Below are 22,585 nucleotides of genomic sequence, written 5' to 3' on the forward strand. Positions count from 1 at the left end.
GGTGTGGCAACTTACGACGATTTACGTGCGTACTTTGAAGAGGCACGCGGGCTGCGAGAAGCCGCTAAGCAATCCGCGCAAATTCCGATCGTGACGGGCTTCACGTTAGACGTCCATCCTCTATGGATACTACTTTACGATATGCATGAGGGTTTAATAGATCAGCGGTTAACTAATGAGTTATACGATTGGATTCGCTTTATAGAATACGAAACGCCTTTCAGCCGGTGGCCATGGGCAGCCCAATGGAGCCATTTGATAAATCGAGTTACGCGCTACCAAGGCTTTCGCAAGCGCGATCTACACAAGCGCATTCCTGAATGGGACAATTGGGTTCAGCGCAATGAAGGTCGCAGCAAGGCGGAACGCTCGCCGGTGATAATGACTATTGTGCACCGCCCACTCCTCTCTCCATTGCTAGATGACGAGTCGGAAAAAGATACAGATCAAGAGTTACTAAAGCGTCTTATCGAGATATCTGCTGGGGCACGCGGCATTGTTTTGGTTGACGAACGGCCGCGGGCATCTTTTGCATTTGCGGCTGGCGATGGCATTCAGACGAGCGCCGGACGCATGGGCACCTTAGGAGGTGCTCTCCGAGAGGTGAAGTCCGCTAAAATATTCGGAGTTACATGCGCGCACGTCGCGTCGACAGGTGACATAGTATCAGATCAGCATAGCATTGGTCTTGGCCCCTGCGTAGCGCACACTCCAATAGTGGCGTTGGCGCCGGGCGCTTCGGCAGACCCACTGAGCTATCCACCGCCGGGTCCTTATCCAAACAATGGTCCGAATATGAACATGCTAGATTGCGCATTGGTTGCGCTATCAACGGCGCCAAAAATGCCGTCGGTTGGTGGTACGGCTTCGCAGCTGTCGACTGGTCAAGCTGTGACGGTTACTGGTGCTCAGACTTCCGTTCACTGCAATCTAGGTTCGCTCGCCATTAGCTACAGTTTTAGGGCTGGGCACCAGGATTACTGTTTTCGAGACACAATCGAACTGATACCCCAGTCCCGTTTGCCGGTAGGTGGGCGTATCAGCCGGCTGATGGCTAACTGTCCGACGCAAGGCGATTCAGGTGCTTGGGTGTTAACGGACGATGCATCTCCGATCTGGGCAGGAATGCTGTTTGGGGAAGACGGTACTCGAGGATTTGCAATACGTGCATCTTGGATCAAGGCTTGGGCGGAAAAATCGGTCGGAAGCGCGATGATGATATAATGCACTCTCATCAATCGTGTTGTGCTCGCACAACAGGCCAAGTGATCATCAACTCAACGTCCGCGCAATTGTGTATCCTAACTCTGACTATGAATTGGAAGATCGGGTAGACCTAAGCCCGATAAGCAAGCGAATGAGAGAAAGACGCCGCCCTTTCGGCGTCCATTCACCGCTTTCATATCGTCGCAACGTTCCTTCATTGAGGCTAAGCCGAAGCGCCATAGCGGCCTGCGAGAGGCCGAGGCCCCGGCGTTTCGCTTTGAGAACACCGGCAATGCCCGCTTCGGCTGCAATCGGGTCATAGCCGAGCAAATCGATGATCCGAGGAAGCATCCGAACCGAGGGTTTCTTCCGATCATGCTCCCAGCCGAGGTAAGTCCAGGCGTTAACGCCGAGCCGAGCGGCCGCTTCTCTTTGGAAGATGCCAAGCTCGGCGCGTCGTTTGCGAAGGTGCTCACCGAGTGTTTGCGGGTGCTCTTTGTATGGCTTCAAACGAAATGATTTCAAGGTGATAGGCCCGAATGGCAAGAAGGCAACGCGGAGATGCCGCTGCGGGCATCTGGGCGATCCGGCGCTGGGTTGCGGCAAGGCACCCAGATGCGCGCTGGATTATCAGTCGCGCATCTCCGGCCCGCTGTTCGACCGTATCGATCTGCATGTCGAGGTGCCGGCTGTCTCCGCCGCCGATCTGTCGCTGCCGCCACCGGCAGAGGGCAGCAACGAGGTGGCGGCACGCGTCGCGGCGGCACGCGCCCGCCAGACCGAGCGCTATGCCGCGCATGGCCTGCGCTCGAACGCGGAAGCCGATGGCGAACTGCTGGAGAGCCTCGCCGGCCCCGATGCCGAAGGCCGCCGCATCCTCACGCAGGCGGTCGAGAAATTCCGCCTCTCCGCGCGCGGCTATCACCGGGTCTTGCGCGTGGCGCGGACCCTGGCCGACCTCGCCGGAGCCACGGACGTCACGGCGCTGCACATCGCCGAGGCGCTCTCCTATCGGCGGATCGCGCCCAGCAGGGCCGGTTAGAGAATGGTTCGGCTAGCTGCCGAAAGCCTTGGCCATGTCGTCGAAATGCTTTTCCATGTCCTCGATCCCTTCGAGGGCGCGCAGCATATCGATGAGAGCCCAGAGTTCAGGCTCCGCGCCGGCATAGTTCGGGTCGACCGCCTCGCCCAGGTCGAGCACGCGGTCGGTGACCTTGCCCAGCACAATGACGGCGGCGCGGCGGCGGCCCTTCGTGTCCTTGGCCTTCTCCCAATCCTTGTCGAAGCGGTCGCGCTGATTGGGCGGCAGGCGCTTGCGGATCTTGGCGCGCAGCTTGTCGATTTCCTTGCGGATCTGTTCGGCGGTCTTTCCCATCACATCGGCCAAGTGGCGGTAGACCGGACCAAGATTGGGTTGCGGCATGGGCTGTGGCTCCTCATCTGTTCTTCACGCAGGACAAAACGCATGAATGGGAGGCCGGCAAAGGATGGCGCCCGGATATCGCCGATATCCGGGGCACGATCGATCCTGCTGTCAGCTTGGTCGCCTGAAACGATGCGGGACTTGGTGGGCCGGAGTCAAGCCTGGGGATTCCGGCCGCGAGCCTGGCTCCGGCTCCTGGCGGCCTTTTCCGCCACCTTCTGCCCGAAGCGGTCCCAGCGCACGATGGCACGCTGATGGCTTCCCTCGCCGATCAGTTCCATCTCGTCCTCGGCACGGACATGCCAGGCGATGCGGCGGCCGTCGATCCTGGTGCAGGTGACGTGAACGCTCACTTCCATGCCCGGCGGGGTCGCCGCCAGATGGGTAACGTCGATATGAACGCCCAGGCTGCCTTCGCCTTCGTCGAGATGGGGTTTCAGCGCATCGATGCAGGCCCATTCCATGAGGCCAACCATGAAGCCGGTCGCGAAAACCGCCGGCATGGACCGGAAATCGGGCGATTCGGGATAGAGCGCCGGCACCGTCTTCGCGTCGGTGACGCGGAAGCGGAATGCGTGCGTATCGCCCACCTTCAGCGTGTCCTTCATGTTCTGGGCGCCACCAGGGGAATATGCGGAGCGGCATGGCGCGGCAGCACGCCGGTGAGGCGCGGGTCTTCCTGCACCTCGACCATGAAGGCATAGGGAACGAAGCCGGCCCGTTGGTAGAAGCCCAGCGCGTTGGGGTGGTCGAAGGTGCAGGTATGGACCCAAAGCCGCTCGATGGGCGCCTTGCCTCCCGCTTGCCCGCGCCCCCGCTGCCAGGCCAGGTGGATGCCGCGATCGATGAGATAGCGCCCGGCACCGGCACCGATCGCCTCGGGCACGACACCGAAGAAGGACAGTTCGCACTGGCCTTCCTCGCGGAAATCGAGTTCCAGAAGCCCCAATACCGCGTCGCCATCCATCAGGCGAAAGAGGTCGACCGCATCGCTTTCCAGGATCGCCCGCAGCTTCTCATCCGCCATGACGAGGCGCGAATACCAGAGCCAATCCTGTCCCACGCGGCGAAAGAGGTCGCGGAAGGCGGCGATGTCGGCCCGCCACGGCACCAGGCGGAAACGCGCGTCGCCGGGCCTGGCCGCGCGCGGTGCCGGCGGCCCCCGCATTTCGAGGCAGGTAACGACATTGGCGATCTGGCCGGGGGCGAGCGGCGAGTAGCCGAGCGGTAGAACGGGGTTGGTCATGAAAGGCGGCGCGATCTGGTTGCGTGGCCGTCATCTCTAGCCCCGTTGCCGGCTTGCTTCAAGCGCGGGTGCCGGCCGATCCTATTTGACAACCGTCACCGGCGCGGTCGCGTGACTGACCACGGCGGTCGCCACCGAGCCCAGGAAAATGCGCGCCAGCTCGCTGGTGGTGTTGGTGCCCATGACGATATGGTCGATCTTGTTCTTGTCGGCATAGGAGACGATCGCGTCCGCCACGTTGCCGCCATTGGCGACGATGCAATCGTAATTGTCGAACTTCGCCGCCTTGGCCGACTTGACCGCCGCGGCGAGCTGCTTGTCGGATTGCGCCGCCGCCGCGTTCATCGATTCCGCGTCCCAATAGTGCGTGCGCCGCGCCCGCGTCGGCACGACGTTGACGGTAAGAAAAGTCAGCTTCGCCCCCGTCGCCTGCGCCAGTTCGACGGCACAGCCGGCGACATGCCCGGTGATCTTCGACCCGTCAACGGCACAGAGAACTTTCTTGATGGCCATGATGCGTCTTCCTCCGTTAGCGGCGGGCGCATTGCCCTGCCCATCAGAATGATGCGCCTTCGGCAGGTATGATTGCTTGACCTAAATCAACTGGAAACCGGTCGATATTGGACTGAAAGAACGCGTGCCAGCGCGCTTCGCCTCATTGCCTGATTGCCCGACGCGGAGCGGGGGCAAGTTTTTCGTTAATCTCTTAGGTTGTTCGTGAATTCGATTTACTACCATATATCTATCGCGTTACAGTTCATTTGTTGTCGACACTGACTCCTTTTACGCGTGGTCCGGTTGCCCGCCGCGTTGTAGGTGGGCAGTCCTGCGCGGATGTAGCGGGGACAGCCATGAGCGATGGAACCAAGCGACTGATCGTCTGCTTCGACGGGACCTGGAACACGCCCGAGGACAGCACCAACGTCATCCGCCTGTTCCAGGCGGTGGCGGATGAGCAGTCCGGCGCCGAGGAGCAGCTCAAATTCTATGACATGGGCGTCGGCACCGACACCGAAACCAGGTTGCGGGGCGGCCTGTTCGGCGCCGGGCTGGGGGAGAATATCCGCCAGGGCTATGCCTGGCTCTGCCGCAACTACGCGCCTCTATCGGCGTCGGTCGATGCCGAGGGATTCGTCGATGGGCCCGATATCTATCTGTTCGGCTTCAGCCGGGGCGCCTTCACCGCGCGCAGTCTCGGGGGTCTCATCGCCCGCTGCGGGCTCGTCCGCGCGGGCTTGTTGCGCGGGGCGAAGATCGACAAGGCAACACGCTGGAAACCTGGACGTTTCGACAGGGAGCAGCGCGACGATCCGCGCGTCGCCGAAGCTTGGAGATTGTACCGGCAGGATTTGGCGCAGGGCCGCGACGATCCCAGCGTCGTGTCCTTTCGCCGGGCCAATTGCCACAATGTCCGCATCAAGATGATCGGGGTCTGGGATACGGTGGGCGCTCTCGGCGTTCCGACCATCAGCACGGTCACTCAACCCATCCGCCGGCAACGCTACAGCTTCCATGACCTGTCGCTCAGTCCCTTGGTCGAGAATGCCTACCACGCCATGGCGATCGACGAACACCGCGCCGATTTCAACATCGCCCTTTGGGATTCCTTCGACCCGCAACACACCCGCGACATCGAACAGCGCTGGTTTCCCGGCGCGCATGCCAATGTCGGCGGCGGCTATGAAGACGACAATCTGGCCGACATCTCGCTCAACTGGATGATCGGCAAGGCGGCGGGCCTCGGCCTGCGGCTGCAGCAGCAGCCCTGGACCGACCTGCGCAGCGCCGGCCCGCCGGCAGCGAAGAACGAAATCCCCAGCTACCTCTCCTTGCGCGGCGACGAATTTGCCGACCCGGTGCGCGATTCCTATGCCGAATTCGCTTACGGCTTCTACCACCGCGTGCCACTCGTCAAGCGCCTTTACCGGCCGATGCTGACCATGGGCGTGCGCGAAACCATCGATCCGTCGGCGCTGGCAAAGTGGAATTCCGATCCCGGCTATCGTCCGTACAACCTCGCCCTTGCCGGCAGCGAGCGGAAGAATCGGGACAGCGTTGAAGCCGTGGCGGGAGATTGAGCCATGACCTTGCCTGCCTTTGTCGAACTCGCCATCGGCCTCTCCTTTCTCTATATGATGCTGGCGATCCTCAGTTCCTCGCTGCTGGAGTATCTGGCGGCGAAGCATGGCTGGCGCGGGCGTTGCATGCGCGCGGGGCTTCGGCGCTTGCTGGAGGATCGCTGGATCTACATGGCGGTCATCCGCCATCCCACTGTGGCTGCGCTTTACCGGGATGAAGGCGGCCGCTTCCCGCCCCCATCCTACATGCCGCCGGAGAACTTTGCCGAGGCGCTGCTCGATGTCCTGCTGCAGAAGGCGATCGAGCTTGCTCCCGGCGCGGGCCTGGCGCGGGGACCGCAGCAGACGATCGGCAGCTATCGGCAGGCGGCGCAGATTTGCGCCGATGCCGGTTACGCCTCCGGCGGTGCCGCCATACCGTTGCTCGATCATGCCGGTTCGGTCGAGGAGGCCAAGGTCTCGCTCGGCAAATGGTACGACACGACGATGAACCGCATCAGCGGCAATTATAAGCGCGACAGCCAACAGCGCCTGTTCTGGATCGGACTCGCCGTCGCCTTGCTGCTCAATGTCGACAGTATCGCCGTCACCGCGCAGCTCTTGAAGTCGAGCGGCACGCGCTCGGCCCTGGCCGATCTTGCCGCGACGACGCTTTGCACGACCACGGAGGACGGTATCGACTGCGAGCTGCCGGCCAGCGCCGCGCCGGAGGATCTCAAACAGGTCAAGGAAGCCGTGTCGAACGCCCATGTCGAAATGGGTCGCCTGGCCGATGCCGGCCTGCCCATCGGCTATGCCTGCCTGGGCGGCGTCAAATCGGGTGCCAACGCGCTCACCGACGATCTTGCCGGCGCATTGGATTCCTGCCGCGGCTATTGGCAGCAGGCTGCCGCCGTCACGACGGCGGCCGATGGCAGCGTCACCGGCGTCAGCTTCAATTGGGCGATGTTCGGCGAACTCATCTTCCGCATCGTCGGCTGGCTCATCACGGCCGGCGCAATCAGCTTCGGCGCCGAGTTCTGGTTCGGCCTTGCCACGAAGTTCATCAACCTGCGTGGCAGCGGACCGAAGCCCAAGGCAATGGCGAACGGGAGCTGACATTGCCGGGTCCGTCTTTGCAGGAATCCCGGAAGAGCGTGACGTAAAAGGGGGACAATATGATTTCTGGGCGTTTGACTATCCTGGCGGTGTGCGTGTTCACGGCGGGCTGCCAGAGCTGGGGCCGCATGGTCGAGGAAGATCCCAGCACGGCCGGGGCGCGGCTGCTCAATATCAATTACGAGCAAGTCGATCTGATCTCATTGCTCGACCCTGAGGGCATGGCCCGCCAGAAATACACACCCGAACCGGGGCAGCCAGCTTGGGAAGCGTTACCAATTGGACGGCAGATCGACCTTGCCTTCGATGCATATCACAAGACCGAGGCCAAGCTGGAACTGGACGAACCCGCAAAGAAGCGTCGGCGCGATCAAGTGCAGGAGCGGTTGCTCGGCGCGTCGAACGACATGTGTTATAGATACAAGAGGTTTTTGCAGAATGTTCATTCCCACGGCAATTTCTTTTTCGGTGCATTGACGACGATTGCCGGCGCGGCCGGCGCCATCGTTACCGGCGGCGGTTCGCAGATATTGGCCGGAACGGCATCGGCGCTTTCCGGCATAAGGGCCGAGTTCAATCAGGACTATTTCAGCAACCTGACCGTCGCCACCGTTTGGAAGGGTATCGAGCTGCGCCGCGATCGCGCTTTCAACACGATTGCGATCGAAGGACAGGAAAAGGACACGTTCGTCTATCCAGTCGAAGCCGCGGTAAAGGATGCCATCAACTATCACGCGGAATGCAGCCTGGTTGCTGGCGTCGAAGAACTGGGCGACACCGTGCAGCTGGCGAAGGATCCGGGGCTCGATCAGGTTTCGAGAACTTTGCTCAAGCTCAATATCGCCCGCAAGATCGTCGAAACACAATCGACGGACCCCGGCGACCTGCTTGGCGATGCCACGCCCGGATCGCCAAGCGCCGCTCTTCTCGAATTCGGCACGCCGCGCGGGGATGGCAGGCTCAGCAATGACAACGATCCCATTCTGGCATTCGGCGAGACATTGAACATTATCAGAAAGCGATCGGAGGCAGCACTCGCCAAGGTCAACCAGCTGAAATACTGGCCCGAAGGCGTCACCGATATAGATGGCGCACAAGACACGTTTCGGAAGTTGGCGGTGACGCGCATCGCGGAGCGGAGCCAGAAAGCGGCTCAGCAGGTATCGGCGTGCAAAGATGTGGCGGTGGCCAAGTCGACTGAGATACTTGAAGCCCAGGCAGCAGCCGGGACAGCTACCGCCGAAGCGCAACGAACCGCCTTGGCGAAGGTTGAAACCGCGCTGCTCGAAGGCCAGGCGCTGGCCAGCAAGTTCACACCTGCGCAAACATGGTTGAGCGCCGATCTCGATACTTTCCTAAGGGAACTGTCGGCTGCTGAAATCGCAGCCAAGAACAACGAAAGTAAGCGGATGGACGCGACCGTGGTGACCAACGCAGCCGACAAACTCTCTTTGTCCACAAAGAATTCCGGCGCTCTCGATTGTGAGGCTGTGGTCGCTCCGGTAACGGACCCGGAGCCCCTGGGACCTGCGGAGGAAACTACGCCGCCGGCTGACGAGCCCACGACGGAAGAGCCCACGAACTAAGCGGTTGGCGGAGGAACAGGGCCCACCGCTTACCGGCGGCGGGCCCCGAAATTCCCTCGCCTTACGAAGCGGCGAGATTCCGCAGCACATAGGGCAGGACGCCGCCATGGCGGTAATATTCGACCTCCTCGGCGGTGTCGATGCGGCAGGTGACGATGATTTCTTCCGTCTTGCCGTTCGAGCGGGTGATACGGACCGGCACGTCCATGCGCGGCTTGATGTTGCCGTTCTTCCCCGGGCCGGCAAGGCCGCCGATATCGAAAACTTCCGAACCGTCGAGGGCGAGGCTCTTCCTTGTCATGTCGCCCTTGAACATCAGGGGCAAGACGCCCATGCCGACGAGGTTCGAGCGGTGGATGCGTTCGAAGCTTTCCACCAGCACCGCCTTGATGCCGAGCAGCAGCGTGCCCTTGGCAGCCCAGTCGCGGGATGAGCCGGTGCCATATTCCTTGCCGCCCACCACGACCAGCGGCACGTTCTGCTTCTGGTATTTCATGGCGGCATCGTAGATCGACATGGCCTCGCCAGAGGGCATGAAACGGGTGACGCCGCCTTCGGTGCCCGGCGCCATCTCGTTCTTCAGGCGGATATTGGCGAAGGTGCCGCGCATCATCACTTCGTGATGGCCACGGCGGGCGCCATAGGAGTTGAAGTCGGCCGGCTGCACGCCGTTGGCGATGAGATACTGGCCCGCCGGCCCGTCCTTCTTGATGGAACCGGCCGGGCTGATATGGTCGGTCGTGATCGAATCGCCGAGGATGGCGAGCGGCCGCGCGCCCTTGATGTCGCCGATCGTGCCCGGTTCCTTGGCCATGCCCTGGAAGTAAGGTGGGTTGGCGACATAGGTCGATGCCTTGGGCCAGGTATAGGTAAGGCCCTTGGTCGTCTTCACCTTGCGCCAATTGGCGTCGCCCTTGAAGACGTCGGCATAGCGCTTCTTGAAATCGGCAAGCTTCACGGCCTTGGCGACCGTATCCGCCACTTCCTTCGTGGTCGGCCAGATGTCCTTCAGATAGACGGGCTTGCCCTTCTTGCCGTAGCCGATCGGATCCTTGGTGATGTCGATCTTCATCGAACCGGCCAGGGCATAGACCACGCACAGCATCGGCGAGGCGAGATAGTTCGCCTTGCAATGCGGGTTGACGCGGCCTTCGAAATTGCGGTTGCCGGAGAGGACGGCTGTCGCCACCAGATCGCCCTTGGTGATGGCGTCGGCAATGGGTTCCGGCAGCGGGCCGGAATTGCCGATGCAGGTGGTGCAGCCATAGCCGACGAGATTGAAGCCCAGCTTGTCGAGCGGCTTGTTGAGGCCGGCATTCTTCAGATAGTCGGTCACCACCTGCGAACCCGGCGCGAGGCTGGTCTTGACCCAGGGCTTCACGGTGAGGCCGAGCTCGACCGCCTTCTTCGCCACGAGACCCGCCCCAAGCATCACGGACGGGTTCGAGGTGTTGGTGCAGGAGGTGATGGCGGCGATGACGACGGCGCCGTCCTCAAGCTCCCAATCGGCGCCCTTCACCGAAACCGCACTCTCATTCCCTTTGCGGCCGAAGACATCGACCAGGTTCTTCCTGAAGCTCTCGGCGGCGGTGTTGAGCGGCACGCGGTCCTGCGGACGCTTCGGACCGGCGAGGCTCGGCTCGACGGTCGAGATGTCGAGGCTAAGGGAGTCGGTGAAGATGGGATCCGGGCTCTTCTTGTCGCGCCACATCCCCTGCGCCTTGGCATATTTCTCGACCAGCGCGATGCGGTCGGCCTTGCGGCCGGTCGATTTCAGATAGCGGATCGTCTCGGCATCGACGGGGAAGAAGCCGCAGGTCGCGCCATATTCCGGCGCCATGTTGGCGATGGTGGCACGGTCCGGCAGAGCGAGATCGTCAAGGCCCGGGCCGTAGAATTCCACGAATTTGTTGACGACGCCCTTCTTGCGTAGCATCTGCGTCACGGTGAGGACGAGGTCCGTGGCCGTCGTGCCTTCCTTGAGCTTGCCGGTCAGCTTGAAACCGACCACTTCCGGAATGACCATCGAGATCGGCTGGCCCAGCATGGCCGCCTCCGCCTCGATGCCGCCCACACCCCAGCCCAGGACAGCCAGGCCGTTGACCATGGTCGTGTGACTGTCGGTGCCGACCAGCGTGTCGGGGTAGGCCACCGTCTTGGCGGGAACCTTCTTGCCCTTCTTAGCCGGTTGGGCAGGTTCCTTCATCGTCCAGACGACCTGGGCGAGGTTCTCGGTGTTCACCTGATGGCAGATGCCGGTTCCCGGCGGCACGACGCGGAAATTGTCGAAGGCCATCGAGCCCCAGCGCAGGAACTCGTAGCGTTCGCCGTTGCGTTCATATTCGAGATCGACGTTCTTCTTGAAGGCGCCGGCCCCAGCGAAGAAATCGACCATCACCGAATGGTCGATGACCAGATCGACCGGCGACAGGGGGTTGATCTTCTTCGGATCGCCGCCCAGCGCCTTCATCGCATCGCGCATGGCGGCGAGATCGACCACCGCGGGAACGCCGGTGAAATCCTGCATCAGCACGCGCGCCGGCCGGTAAGCGATTTCGCGGTCGGAGCGTTTGTCCTTCAGCCACTTCTTGACGGCCTGGATGTCCTTCACCGTGACACTGCCGCCGTCTTCGTAGCGCAGCAGATTCTCCAACAGCACCTTCATCGAATTGGGCAGGCGCGTAAGGTCGCCCAAGGTCTTTTCAGCCGCCTTCAGGCTGAAATAGTCGTAGGATTTCGACCCGACCTTCAGTGACTTGCGGGTTTTCAGACTGTTCAGTTGAGGCACGGAACCACTCCCAGTTTGCGGCGCAATATGAGCGACCCCACTCCCTGGTGCAGCGACATGCGCTCTTTGGCTGCGGAACGCGGCTGGCATGATGGGCCGACCGCCCAGGCTAGCAGGACATAGAACCTAGACACGACCCCACCCCAGGATCGGGCTTGAGAATAAGCCGAGTCGAATGCTGGCTAATTTACCATGAAGGGTTTGTCCCAGCGAGGGGCAATGGTCGGCAAAGTCCCGGAATTCCAAGGGAAATATTACCTAATTGTCCGCGCCGTGCCGAGGCGCCCTCTGTCGGCGGTTAATCCTTGCATTAGATGGATTTAGAACAAATCGGGCAGTTGCGCAGCCAGAATTTACGGACCCTAGCCCAAGAAAAAGTTGGTCTTCAGATGGGCAGCCGATTTCTCCGACAGCGTCGCGGCGGGGACGCGCCGAGGCCAATTCCTTATTCTCGCCACATTCCCGTCCTAAACGGGACACAGGGCACGTGAAGAGTGCTGTCGGGGCCGGGAGGCCATCCCCCTTCCCGCCCCATTGCGACCCAGGCGATTGGTCGGCCCATTCGCCCGGATGCCCCTCGAAGGGCTTTTTCGGACCGGTGCCCGCGCGCCGGAAAGCGAAGCCCAGGCCGAGAACCGCGCCAGTCCCTACCCCCGAATGGCGCGGTGTGAAGGGCAGGCCGCCGCGCGCCATCCCCATCCCCCGGCGCGCGGCGCCGCCTTCTTAGGGCGGTGACGCGCGCCTTCGGTTAGTCCATGGGCGCGGCGCCGCCTTCTTAGGGCGGTGACGCGCGCCTTCGGTTAGTCCCAGGGGCGCGGCGCCGCATGGTTGGATCGAGATTCGCAACCGCCACACTGAACCGCGCACCTTCCAGGGAGCGCGGTTTTTTTTGATGCGAAACCCTAAATGGCTTGCGGCTATCCGGCGGCCTCTGCTTATCATCCGGTAATGATTCACAATTCCGATGCACCCATTCCCAAATGGCCGGGACTGGCCGGGCGGCAGATTGCCTGGGCCCGCGCGGAGGATTTCGCAACCGACCCGCTGCGGCGTATCTTCGCCTGGTGGTCCAGCCATGCCGGCAGCGGCCTGCCCCGACGCGAGGATTTCGATATCACCGCGTTCGGCGACATCGCCGAGAATCTCTACATCGTCGCCGGTATCGATGGCGGCTTCGAGCTGCGCCTGGCCGGCGAGGAATATATCCGCCTGTTCGGCCTGAAGAAGGGTTGGGTCTGGCGTCAGGATGCGGCCGACCCCGTGATACGCGATTCGGCTTCCCTGCTGGCCTTCGTGGCGCAGGCCAGGCGGCCGCTGCGGACGATCGGCCATCTGGAGCTGATCGAGCGGCACTGGATCGAACTTGAAGCATTGGTCTGTCCGCTGGCGCCTGCCGCCACCGGCGCTGCGCAGTTTCTCGGCTGCACGGCGGCGATTCCCAGGAACTGACTGCATCGGGATCGCGGCCGATCATTCGGCGGCGCTGCGCGCTTCCTTGTCGGTGCAGAGCGGCAGGTGCAGGGTGACGACCGTCCCCCGGCCCACCTCGCTGTCCAGATGGAACGATCCGCCGGAGAGGTCCGTCAGCGACTTGACGATGGGCAGGCCAAGCCCGGTCCCGGATTGGCGCCGCTGCAGGGCGCCATCCACCTGGACGAAGGGCTTCAGCACTTCGGCGATATCGTCCTTGGCGATGCCGATGCCGGTATCCTTGACAAGAATCTCGGCCTGGCTGCCGTCGAGGCGGCGGGCGATCAATTCGACCGTGCCGTCCTTGGGTGTGAACTTCACGGCGTTGGAAACGAGGTTGGTCACGATCTGCTTGGTGACGCGCAGGTCGGCGAAAAGCGGCGGCAGATCCGGCGCCACCTCGGCGCGCAGGGTGACGCCGCCATTCTTGGCGCGCTCGCGCATCAGGGTCATGGCGGAATCGAACACCTCGGCCACCGGAACGGGTTCCGGGTGCAGCTCCATCTTACCGGCCTCGATCTTGGAAAGATCGAGGATATCGTTGATGAGCGAGAGCAGCATCTTGCCGCTGTCGAAGATGTCCTTGGTGTAGTCCTGATAGCGCGGCGTGCCCAGCGGTCCGAACAGCTCCATCTTCATCACATCGGAGAAGCCGATGATGGCATTCAGGGGCGTCCGCAATTCGTGGCTGACATTGGCCAGGAATTCCGATTTGGCGCGGTTGGCGAGTTCCGCCTGGTTCTTGGCCTCGCGCAGATTTTCCTCGGCGCGGATGCGCTGGGTGACGTCGCTCATGATGCCGACGAATTGCAGCAGGCGGCCTTGCTCGTCATAGATCGGGCTGATCGCCAGCTCGTTCCAGAAAGTGCGGCCGTCCTTTCGGTAGTTGCGCAAGGTCACCGTGATGGCGCGGTGCTGCACCAGCGCGCGGCGCAGTCTTTCGAGCGCTTCGGGATCGGTGTCGCGGCCCTGCAGGATGCGGCAGTTGCGACCGATCATCTCTTCCGGCCGATAGCCGGTCATGCGCGTGAAGGCGGCGTTGACGAAGGTGACCGGATGGTCGGGCCTGGTCGCATCGCAGATGACGATGCCGCTGGAGACGGCGCCCACCACCGTGGCCAGGACCTCGTTGCGCTGAGCCAGTTCCGTGAGGCGCATCTCGCGCCCCTTGATGGCGGTGACATCCGTCATCAGGCGCAAGGTGCCGCCTTCGGCCGTCTTGGATTCGATGACCAGCAAGGTCCGTTCGTCCGGCCCCGGCACCTCGACCCGCCATGGCAACTGCCTGTGGCGCGCCAGATGATCGGCGATGGCGGCTTCCGGATCCGGAACCGACGTCTCCTGCCGGCTTTGCCCGCGCAAGACGGCCGCGCGCACCAGGTCGGCATAAGTCGTGCCGATCACCAGCAGGTCCGAAATGAGCGCATTGAGCCGGCGGTAGGTCGCATTGCAGGCGACGAGCCGGTCCGCCGCGTCGAACACGGCGACACCTTCGGGCAGGTCGGCGATGGTGCGGCTGATGAGCGGGGCGGCCTTCAACTCCTCCTCGTTGCCGACGGCCGGTTTCTCCGTGGCCTCGCGCAGATCCTGGGCTAGCAGGCGCGACATGCCGAACAAAGCGGGGCCCTGCAGCAGAACAGCCAGCACACTCAGCGCCATCGCCAGCGGCGTGCCGGTGAAGGCCGCCGGAATCAACAGCAGGGAAGGCAGATAACCAAGGCACGCGAACGACCGGTCGTCGCGCAAGGACGGCCAGCGGCGAAATGCGGCGGGCGCCAAGGTGGCTGTCAGGGCTGACAGCAGCGCAAGGCCGCAACCCGGCCAGCCCAGAACTGGCACGGAAAGCAACGCCATCGCGATCGCGGCGAGGCGCCCCATCAACGCATCGAGCCGCAATGCCGCGAGCAAGGGCAATAGAAACGGCGCCATCAGATAGGCGCTGTCGCGCCAGACTTCCCAGGCAAGTGGATCTGCGGCAAGTGGATCTGCGGCAAGTGGATCCGCCGCCGGCAGAGTGACGCCCAGGCGCGCCAGGCCGAGCGCCGCCATCGTCGCCGCACCGAAAGCGAGACCGGCGCCAGCGCGTCCGAGGCGGCCATAGCCGCGCCAGCCAAGCAGACCCGCCAGGCGAAAAGCCGCCACCGCCGTCAGCGCGAGCGCGAGATCGGTAAGGCCCAGGATCGGAGCCGCGCCGATGAAAAGGGAGTGGGTGCCGTCGATCACTGTCGGGAGTCTTTCCGGGATCAGCTGAGGTCACCAGGGTCGGCGCAGCTTATACCCGGCTCTGCGACTCGGGGCAATCTTAACAATATCAAGCATTTGAGACAATTTTGCGGGGTCGGGCTTTTCCCTCAGTTTCGCGCCGAGGAATTTTTGCTTGAGGAAAATTTCCGCCAGCTCTTATTGCTGGCTTTGGCGGCGGCGTCGGCCAGGTCCAGCAAAGGCTGCGCCGAGTCGGATTTCCAGCGGCGCCCGCCGGCCCAGCGCATCAGATCGTCGATGGTGGCACCGCCCTGCCAGCCGCCGGCACGAAGTTGCGCCCAGGCGACAAGATCGCCCATCGCACCGATCGCGTCTTCGCGCCGCGACGGATCGCCGGCGAGATGCTGGACTTCCAGCTTGTCCTGATCCGGCTGCAGTTCGCGAAAGGTGAAGGCGCCGCCGCCGATTTCGAGATCGGTCAGAAAGGCGGGCGCCGCCGCCTGCAGATAATATTCCACCTTCACGACGCGCGCCGCTTCGTTGGCGAAAGACGGCTGGCGATGGCCGGCTTTGCCGAGCGCCTGCACCAAGGCCGAACCCGGCTGCGATTTCAAATCGATCAGCGCCTGCCCATCCTTGCCGCCATTGCCCTTGATGAGCGCCACATAGCGCGGGCGACCCAATGCGCCGAGACCGGCCACCCGTTGCGCCACATCGAGAACTTCAAAAAAATCCGGATGCGCGCGGCGCCGAGCAAAGCGGCCGAGTGCCGCGATGACGGCGGCGGCCTCGCCCTTATCCAGCTTGATCGCCTTGCCGGTATCGAAACGCAGCTTGCGCCGACCGTTCTTCATTACCGTGCGCTTGTCGAGGAGATCGGCCTGGCTGCGGCGTTCCAGATCGCCCAGCAGATCGCCGATGGCACCGCGTGCCGTGCGCCGTTCCAGCCAGCGCGGCTTGCCGTCGGCCATCGCGGCCCGGTAGCGCTCCAGCCCGTAGGCCGCGAGGCTCCTTGCCTCCTTGCGCGCGATGCCGAGTTCGGGGGCCGCCAGGATGGTGCCGGTCAGGAAGCGCAGCAGGTCGATCGTGGCCGGACCGCGGCAGGCGTCGTCGAAATCGCCTACGTCGAAATAAGTGAGGCGGTTGTCGCCGCGATATGTGCCGAAATTCTCCAGATGCAGATCGCCATTGAGCCAGACCGACGGCGCCTTGACGGCCAGGACCGGTTTCAACCATCGCGCATAGAAAAGTTCGGCAGTGCCGCGATACCAGGCGAAGGCCGAATCCAGCATCTTGCGCCGCTTCAGCGCGGCCAGTTCCGCCGTGATGTCCTTGCGTTTCATGAGGGCAGTATGGCCTCAAGCCGCGGAGTCGGTCCAGCCGAGCCGCAATCATGGCAGAAAATGCACGATGATTGTCATTGCTGCCATCGTCGCCCAGGCGCAGCATGATGCCTGCATTCAGGTATCCGAGGCGCCGCCATGACCAGAAATATCCGCCGCAAGGCACCGCGCGAGATTGTGATGTTCGTCTTTCCCGGCGCGCATCTCCTCGACATTTCCGGCCCCATGTCGCTGTTCGCGGCCGCCAACGATTTTGCCGGATATCGCGCCTATGAGGTGAGCCTGGCCGCGACGCGGCCAGGCATCGTCACCACATCGTCGGGCCTGGGCATCGCCGCCGCCCGCCGGATCGGCCGCGTCCTCAAGGGCATCGATACACTGCTCGTCGCCGGCGGAATCGGTATCGATGCGCAGATGCGGGAGTGCACCGTTATCCGCTGGCTGCGGGCGCAGGCGCCGCATTGCCGCCGCGTCGCATCGGTCTGCAGCGGCGCCCTGCTGCTGGCGGAAGCGGGCCTCCTCGACGGCAGGCGCGCCGTCACGCATTGGGAGCGCTGTGCGCGCCTCGCCGCCGACTATCCGAAGATCCGTGTCGAACGCGACCCGATCTTCGTGCGCGACGGCAGATTCTATTCCTCGGCCGGAATCAGCGCCGGCATGGATCTGGCCCTGGCCCTCGTCGAGGAGGATCTTGGCACCGATGTCGCCGCGGATCTCGCCCGCGAATTCGTCCTCTACATGCGCCGCAGCGGCGGACAGGCGCAGTTCAGTCCGGCCCTCAAGGCACAGGAAACCGGGCCGGGCCGGATCGCCGAACTGCAGCAATGGATTCTGGCGCATCTCGAGCGACCGCTGACGGTCGAAGATCTTGCCGCGCGCGCGGCGATGAGCCCGCGTCATTTCGCGCGGCGCTTTCTTGACGAGGCCGGCATGACGCCCGCCGCCTTCGTCGCGGCGGCGCGTGTCGATGCGGCGCGCGCTGCCCTTGCTGCCGGCCGGGAGCGGATCGAACAGGTGGCAGCGCGCCTGGGCTTTGGCAGCGCCGAGCGCTTGCGCCGCACCTTCCAGCGGCATCTCGCCGTGACCCCCAGCCAGTTCCGCCAGCATTTCCACACTTCGGGAGAAGCCTGAGATGAAGACGATCGCCCTGCTGCTGTTTCCGGATGTCGAGGTGCTCGACTTCGCCGGACCGTTCGAGGTGTTCTCGGTGGCCGGCGAGGTGCGCCGGCCGGCACCTTTCCGCGTCATCACCGTGGCCGCCGACAAACGGGCGCTGGCGGCCGTCGGCGGACTGAGTGTGGCGCCGGATTTCACGCTGGAGGAGGCGCCGCAGGCGGATGTGCTGCTCGTTCCCGGCGGCAAGGGCAGCCGCCGCCTTTTGCGAGATGCGCGGACCCTTGCCTGGATCGGCAAGCAGGCGGCGGGCGCCGAGATTGTGGCCAGTATCTGCACAGGCGCGCTGCCGCTGGCGAAACTCGGCCTGCTCGACGGCCTCAAGGCCACGACCCATGCCGGCGCCATGGCGGAGCTGCGCGCGCTCGGCCCGCGCATCGACGTGCGGCCGCAAGCCCGCTTCATCGACAATGGGAAGTATCTGACTTCCGGCGGCATCACCGCCGGGATCGACATGTCGCTTTATCTGCTGCGGCGCCTGACCGACCAGGCGCTGGTCGATCTGGTCTTGACCGAGATGGAATATGATTGGCGGATGCGGGCAGCCGGTTAAGGCCACCCGCACCCGTCACTCCCCCTTGGAACCTCAGATCGCGCGGACGCGCGAAATGAATTCGCTGACCGCGCCGCTCAGCACATTGGATTGCTTGCCGACATCCGAAGCGGCACCCAGCACCTGACCGGCGGCGCGGCCGGTTTCGCCGGCGGCCTCGGTGACCCCCTGGATATTGCCGGAAACCTCGGTGGTGCCCTGGCTGGCCTGCTGGACGTTGCGGGCGATCTCGTTGGTCGCCGCCGCCTGCTCCTCGACCGCCGCCGCGATCGTGGTCGAGATATGGCTGATCTCCTCGATCACTTTCGAGATATCCTGGATGGCGGAGACCGAATGGTCCGTCGCCTCCTGGATTTCGGCGATCTTGCTGCCGATCTCCTCTGTCGCCTTGGCGGTCTGCGAGGCGAGGTTCTTCACCTCCGATGCCACCACGGCAAAGCCCTTGCCGGCTTCGCCGGCGCGCGCGGCCTCGATCGTCGCGTTCAAGGCCAGCAGGTTGGTCTGGCTGGCGATGTCGTTGATGAGGCGCACCACGTCGCCGATCGCCTGGGCCGCGGTGGCCAGGCCCTGGACCTGGGTGTTGGTGAGGGCCGCCTGCGTCACGGCCTTCTGCGCGATGTTGGTGGACTGGCTGACCTGGCGCCCGATCTCGCTGATCGAGCTGGTCAGTTCCTCGGTCGCCGCCGCCACGGTCTGCACATTGGCCGTGGTCTGCTCGGCCGCCGCCGCCACCGCGTTCGACTGCTGATTGGTCTGTTCCGCCGTCGCCGACATGGACTGCGCCGAGGATTGCAGTTCCGATGCCGCCGAGGAGAGCGTGCCGACAAGGTCGCCGACCTGGCTTTCGAAGCCGCGGATGAGATTGTCCAGTTCCTGCGCCCGTTTCAGCTTGGCTTCGGCATCGGCCCTGGCCGCGGCGTCGGCCGCGCGCTGGGCGATGAGGGCATCCTTGAAGATGACGACGGTGCGCGCCATGTCGCCGATCTCGTCCTTGTTCTCCTGGGCCGGAATGGACGTTTCAAGATTGCCCTTGGCCAGTTCGGCCATCGTCTCGGTCATGTTGCGCACCGGGCGCGAGATGCTGCGGCCGATGAGCCAGCCAGCCAGCACGCCGACGGCCAATGCGACAGTGGCGACGGCGATCAGGATGGCGATGGCCATGGCGATCGTCGACAGCACCGTTCCCTTGACGTCCTGCATGCTGGCGAGCTGCGAGTCGAGCACCGCTCTGGAGACTTCGGCGAAACGGCTGGCCTCCTCGCTCATCGTCTGGTCGAGCGTGCCGAGCTTGGCCGCCATGTCGGCCAGGGCGACCAGGTTGGCGCCATATTCCTTCATGCTCTTGGCGACCTCGAGAGCCCGGGCCCGGTAGACCATGTTGGCGAGCTTTCCCTGCAATGCGGTGGCGTCCATGCCGAAGAGGGAGACATATTTCTGCGCCGTCTCGATCAGCTTCGTATCGCCCGTGGCGGTGTAGCGCGCCGCGGCGATGCGGGCGGTCAGCATTTTCTCGATCGCCTGTCCGGCGAAGGCGGCGCCGACGAAATCCTCGCTGTTGAGCGCCGCCGAGAGCAGGTCCGACATGGTCTTGCCGGCCGCGGCCCCCAAGGTTGCCATCTGTTCGTTCTGCATCTTGTCGCGCTCGGTCTTGAGAGCGACGGCGCTTTCGAGGTTGCCGGCGTAGGAATCCACCAGCTGCGCCATTTCGGCAAACATCGCCTTGCGTTCGGCCGACTTGGTCGATTCGACACGGCTGGCGATGTCGGTCTTCAGCTGCGCGAGCAGGTCATGCGCCCGGTCGAGCGCTTCCGGCGTGCTGTCCTTCATGAAGACCAGCACGTTGCGGCGCAGCCCCACCACGTTGCGGTCGATACGCTGGACCGTCATCGCGTTTTCGGAAATGCGGACATATTCCTCAAGGCTGCCGCGAATGTCCCGCAGCGAGAGGAAGCTGAACAGAATGACGCCGGCCAGCAACACCAGCACGACGCCGAAACCGAGTACGATACGGGTCCCGATGCGCATCTGCGCCAAGATGGATTGAAACATGACGAGCGACCCTCTGCGAATTCCTGGAAGTGTTTGTCGGCCCAACGCGGACAGGTTTCTCAGGAACCGGATCCGTTTAGGCTTTTGATCTGCACTGGACAGAGGCTCGTTCAGAAATTCCAAAGATTCGTTAACGCGGGCCCGGTTTTACAAATTTATTGTGTACCTCACATTGCGGTATAAGGCCGGTTCTCCGGCGCCCGGCTTGAAGTTCAGCTGGGGCGGGCTGTGTTCAGATGGCGCGCACCTGGGCGATGAACTGGCCGACCTCGCTGTTGAGCGTCGTCGATTGCTGGCCGAGTTCCGTGGCGGCCCCCAGCACGGCGCTGGCGGCCTTGCCGGTCTCGCCCGCAGCCTGGGTCACGTTGACGATGTTGCCGGATACTTCGGTCGTTCCCTGGCTCGCCTGCTGCACGTTGCGCGCGATCTCGTTGGTGGCGGCCGATTGCTGTTCGACCGCCGTGGAAATTGCCGTGGAGATCTGGCTGATTTCCTGGATGACGCCGGCGATGCCCTGAATGGCGCTGACCGATTCTTCCGTGGCCTTCTGGATTTCGGATACCTTGGTGCTGATTTCTTCGGTTGCCTTGGCGGTCTGCGCGGCAAGGTTCTTCACCTCCGACGCCACCACGGCAAAGCCCTTGCCCGCATCGCCGGCGCGCGCCGCCTCGATGGTGGCATTGAGCGCCAGCAGATTCGTCTGCGCCGCAATCTCGCTGATGAGGCTGACCACGTCGCCGATGGCCTGGGCTGAGGTGGCAAGGCCCTGCACCTGGCTGTTGGTGTGCGCCGCCTGCGCCACGGCCTTCTGGGCGATGCTGGTGGATTGGTTCACCTGGCGGCCGATCTCGCTGATCGAGGAGGTCAGTTCCTCGGTCGCCGCCGCCACGGTCTGCACGTTGGCGGTGGCCTGTTCGGCGGCAGCCGCCACGGCGTTGGATTGTTGGTTGGTCTCGGCCGCGGTCGCCGTCATCGACTGGGCCGATTGCTGCAGATGGCCCGAGGCGCTGGAGAGCGAACTCACCAGATCGCCGACCTTGCCTTCGAAGCTGGCGATGAGGGCGTCCAGCGCCTGGCTGCGGGCAAGCTTGGTTTCGGCGTCCAGCTTGGCCGCGGCATCGGCGGTGCGCTGGGCCAGGAGGGCATCCTTGAACACGACGAGCGTGCGCGCCATGTCGCCGATCTCGTCGCGGTTGGCGAGCGCCGGAATCTCGACATCCAGGTCGCCCCCGGCCAGATCGCTCATCGTCGCCGTCATCGAACGCACCGGCACCGAGATGGAACGGCCGATCAGGAAGGCGGAGAGAATGCCGACCGCAAGGGCCGCGCCGGCGATGACCAGCATCAGTTGCAGCGCACTGGCCACCTTGGACGAGGTATCGGCGGCCACCTGCTCCATCGCCGCCTGCTGCAGGGCGGTGATGCCCTGGGCGAGTTCGCCGATATGCTTCGATCCTTCCGCCATCTTTTCGTTGAGCAAGGTGTTGAGGTCGACGGCCAGTGCCTTGAGGTCGCTCAAGGTCATCGAATATTTCCGCATCGTCTGCGCCGCTTCCTGGGCGAGGCGCCGGTCCTGCTGGACCTTGAGCTTGCCCTGCAGGGCGGCGATGCTGGAGGAGAAGATCAGCACCGAACGGGCGGTCTGTTCCAGAAAGGCCGGATCCTTGGTGGCCACGAAACGCTCGGCGGCGATACGGCCGGCCAGCAGCTTCTCCGCGGCGGCCCCGGTATAGGCCGCCACTTCGAATTCGCTGTTGGAGATGGAATTGGCCAGAATGTCGGACATGTTCTTCGAGGCCTTCTGACCCAGCCCGCTCAGCTCCTCATTCTGCAGCCAGTCGAGATCGCCCTTCATCTTGACCGCCTGTTCGAAATCGGCGGCGTAGGTGTCGAGGACCGCGACCATCTCGTCATATTTGGCCTGCTGCTCCGGCCCGCTGTCGCTGCGCTGGGCGGTCAGCCTGTCCTTGAGGGCCGGCAGGAGCCGGCGCACCTCGTCCAGCGATTCCTGCGACCCGTCGCGGATGAAATCCATCACATGGCGGCGCAACGCGACGACATCGCGGTCGATCTGCTGGGTGGCGATGGCGCCGTTCGCCATGCCGGTGAAGCCGCCGAAGCTGGATTTGGCTGCCGTCAGGGCGAAGTAGTTGAAGCCGAGCACAGCCACCAGCACGGCAAGGACGATGACGAAGCCAAAGGTGATCCGGCTGCCGATGCGCAGGCGAGCCAGGGCGGATTGCAGCATTGGAAAGCCCCACTAAGTCGTTTTTCACACGGAGACCGGCTTAAATGCCGCCCCGATTTTGCTATGCGAACTCAGAAGGTATTTTTTCCATGAAGTCTAAAGAAGACGTTACCGTTTTCCGG

General features: G+C 63.4%; 18 protein-coding genes. 8 read left to right on the forward strand and 10 right to left on the reverse strand.

Annotated features, from left to right (window positions below; genetic code table 11):
• Positions 1 to 3: 3 nt before the first annotated feature.
• Entirely contained in the window at positions 4 to 1,224 is a 1,221-nt protein-coding gene (locus ACE3TY_RS07400) for a hypothetical protein (protein ID WP_374652326.1), read from the forward strand.
• An 87-nt stretch (positions 1,225 to 1,311) separates the two neighbouring features.
• On the opposite strand, the gene ACE3TY_RS07405 is transcribed toward ACE3TY_RS07400, so the two are convergent.
• Positions 1,312 to 1,731, reverse strand: a complete 420-nt coding sequence (locus ACE3TY_RS07405) for a helix-turn-helix domain-containing protein (protein ID WP_374652328.1) — start codon at positions 1,729 to 1,731, stop codon at positions 1,312 to 1,314.
• Position 1,732: 1 nt separating this feature from the next.
• On the opposite strand from ACE3TY_RS07405, the gene ACE3TY_RS07410 reads away from it, so the two are divergent.
• Positions 1,733 to 2,248, forward strand: a complete 516-nt coding sequence (locus tag ACE3TY_RS07410; RefSeq protein WP_374652329.1) for an ATP-binding protein — start codon at positions 1,733 to 1,735, stop codon at positions 2,246 to 2,248.
• A gap of 12 nt (positions 2,249 to 2,260) precedes the next feature.
• On the opposite strand, the gene ACE3TY_RS07415 is transcribed toward ACE3TY_RS07410, so the two are convergent.
• The 4 genes from ACE3TY_RS07415 to ACE3TY_RS07430 all read right to left on the reverse strand — a co-directional run bounded on the left by ACE3TY_RS07415 (position 2,261) and on the right by ACE3TY_RS07430 (position 4,388).
• A complete protein-coding gene (locus tag ACE3TY_RS07415; RefSeq protein WP_374652331.1) occupies positions 2,261 to 2,629 on the reverse strand; it encodes a hypothetical protein in 369 nt (122 codons plus the stop codon).
• Positions 2,630 to 2,784: 155 nt separating this feature from the next.
• Positions 2,785 to 3,237: a thioesterase family protein gene (locus ACE3TY_RS07420; RefSeq protein WP_374652333.1), complete on the reverse strand. Its 453-nt coding sequence runs from the start codon at positions 3,235 to 3,237 to the stop codon at positions 2,785 to 2,787.
• Positions 3,234 to 3,875 (reverse strand): GNAT family N-acetyltransferase, encoded by a 642-nt coding sequence (locus tag ACE3TY_RS07425; protein WP_374652335.1) that lies wholly within the window; start codon positions 3,873 to 3,875, stop codon positions 3,234 to 3,236. Before ACE3TY_RS07425 ends, ACE3TY_RS07420 begins: the two co-directional genes overlap by 4 nt.
• 81 nt (positions 3,876 to 3,956) lie before the next feature.
• Positions 3,957 to 4,388 carry a universal stress protein gene (locus tag ACE3TY_RS07430; RefSeq protein ID WP_374652337.1) on the reverse strand — a complete coding sequence of 144 codons (432 nt, stop codon included), beginning with the start codon at positions 4,386 to 4,388 and terminating at the stop codon, positions 3,957 to 3,959.
• Between the two features lie 338 nt (positions 4,389 to 4,726).
• Here ACE3TY_RS07430 and ACE3TY_RS07435 point away from each other — a divergent pair, with 338 nt between their 5' ends.
• The 3 genes from ACE3TY_RS07435 to ACE3TY_RS07445 are packed head-to-tail and all read left to right on the forward strand — an operon-like array spanning position 4,727 to position 8,637.
• The gene (locus tag ACE3TY_RS07435) at positions 4,727 to 5,953 is read left to right on the forward strand and encodes a DUF2235 domain-containing protein (RefSeq protein WP_374652339.1); all 1,227 of its coding nucleotides are present in this window, start codon (positions 4,727 to 4,729) and stop codon (positions 5,951 to 5,953) included.
• A gap of 3 nt (positions 5,954 to 5,956) precedes the next feature.
• A complete protein-coding gene (locus ACE3TY_RS07440; protein WP_374652341.1) occupies positions 5,957 to 7,051 on the forward strand; it encodes a hypothetical protein in 1,095 nt (364 codons plus the stop codon).
• Between the two features lie 59 nt (positions 7,052 to 7,110).
• Positions 7,111 to 8,637: a hypothetical protein gene (locus tag ACE3TY_RS07445; RefSeq protein ID WP_374652343.1), complete on the forward strand. Its 1,527-nt coding sequence runs from the start codon at positions 7,111 to 7,113 to the stop codon at positions 8,635 to 8,637.
• Positions 8,638 to 8,698: 61 nt separating this feature from the next.
• Here the strand turns inward: ACE3TY_RS07445 and acnA are convergent, their stop codons facing one another.
• Positions 8,699 to 11,425 (reverse strand): aconitate hydratase AcnA, encoded by a 2,727-nt coding sequence (gene acnA / locus ACE3TY_RS07450; RefSeq protein WP_374652344.1) that lies wholly within the window; start codon positions 11,423 to 11,425, stop codon positions 8,699 to 8,701.
• Between the two features lie 948 nt (positions 11,426 to 12,373).
• On the opposite strand from acnA, the gene ACE3TY_RS07455 reads away from it, so the two are divergent.
• Positions 12,374 to 12,874, forward strand: coding sequence for a PAS domain-containing protein (locus ACE3TY_RS07455; RefSeq protein ID WP_374652346.1), 501 nt, complete (start codon positions 12,374 to 12,376; stop codon positions 12,872 to 12,874).
• Between the two features lie 21 nt (positions 12,875 to 12,895).
• On the opposite strand, the gene ACE3TY_RS07460 is transcribed toward ACE3TY_RS07455, so the two are convergent.
• Both ACE3TY_RS07460 and ACE3TY_RS07465 read right to left on the reverse strand, forming a co-directional pair.
• Positions 12,896 to 15,118, reverse strand: coding sequence for a PAS domain-containing sensor histidine kinase (locus tag ACE3TY_RS07460; protein ID WP_374652348.1), 2,223 nt, complete (start codon positions 15,116 to 15,118; stop codon positions 12,896 to 12,898).
• A 128-nt stretch (positions 15,119 to 15,246) separates the two neighbouring features.
• Complete coding sequence (locus ACE3TY_RS07465) at positions 15,247 to 16,440, reverse strand: DUF2252 family protein (RefSeq protein ID WP_374652349.1); 1,194 nt, start codon at positions 16,438 to 16,440, stop codon at positions 15,247 to 15,249.
• Between the two features lie 138 nt (positions 16,441 to 16,578).
• On the opposite strand from ACE3TY_RS07465, the gene ACE3TY_RS07470 reads away from it, so the two are divergent.
• Entirely contained in the window at positions 16,579 to 17,571 is a 993-nt protein-coding gene (locus ACE3TY_RS07470; protein ID WP_374652351.1) for a GlxA family transcriptional regulator, read from the forward strand.
• A gap of 1 nt (position 17,572) precedes the next feature.
• Positions 17,573 to 18,166 carry a DJ-1/PfpI family protein gene (locus ACE3TY_RS07475; RefSeq protein WP_374652353.1) on the forward strand — a complete coding sequence of 198 codons (594 nt, stop codon included), beginning with the start codon at positions 17,573 to 17,575 and terminating at the stop codon, positions 18,164 to 18,166.
• 33 nt (positions 18,167 to 18,199) lie between these two features.
• Here ACE3TY_RS07475 and ACE3TY_RS07480 read toward each other — a convergent pair whose 3' ends face one another.
• A complete protein-coding gene (locus tag ACE3TY_RS07480; protein ID WP_374652355.1) occupies positions 18,200 to 20,215 on the reverse strand; it encodes a methyl-accepting chemotaxis protein in 2,016 nt (671 codons plus the stop codon).
• Positions 20,216 to 20,447: 232 nt separating this feature from the next.
• Positions 20,448 to 22,463 carry a methyl-accepting chemotaxis protein gene (locus tag ACE3TY_RS07485; protein WP_374652357.1) on the reverse strand — a complete coding sequence of 672 codons (2,016 nt, stop codon included), beginning with the start codon at positions 22,461 to 22,463 and terminating at the stop codon, positions 20,448 to 20,450.
• Positions 22,464 to 22,585 lie beyond the last annotated feature (122 nt).

The sequence above is a fragment of the Dongia sp. genome (assembly GCF_041918875.1).
GTDB lineage: Bacteria > Pseudomonadota > Alphaproteobacteria > Dongiales > Dongiaceae > Dongia.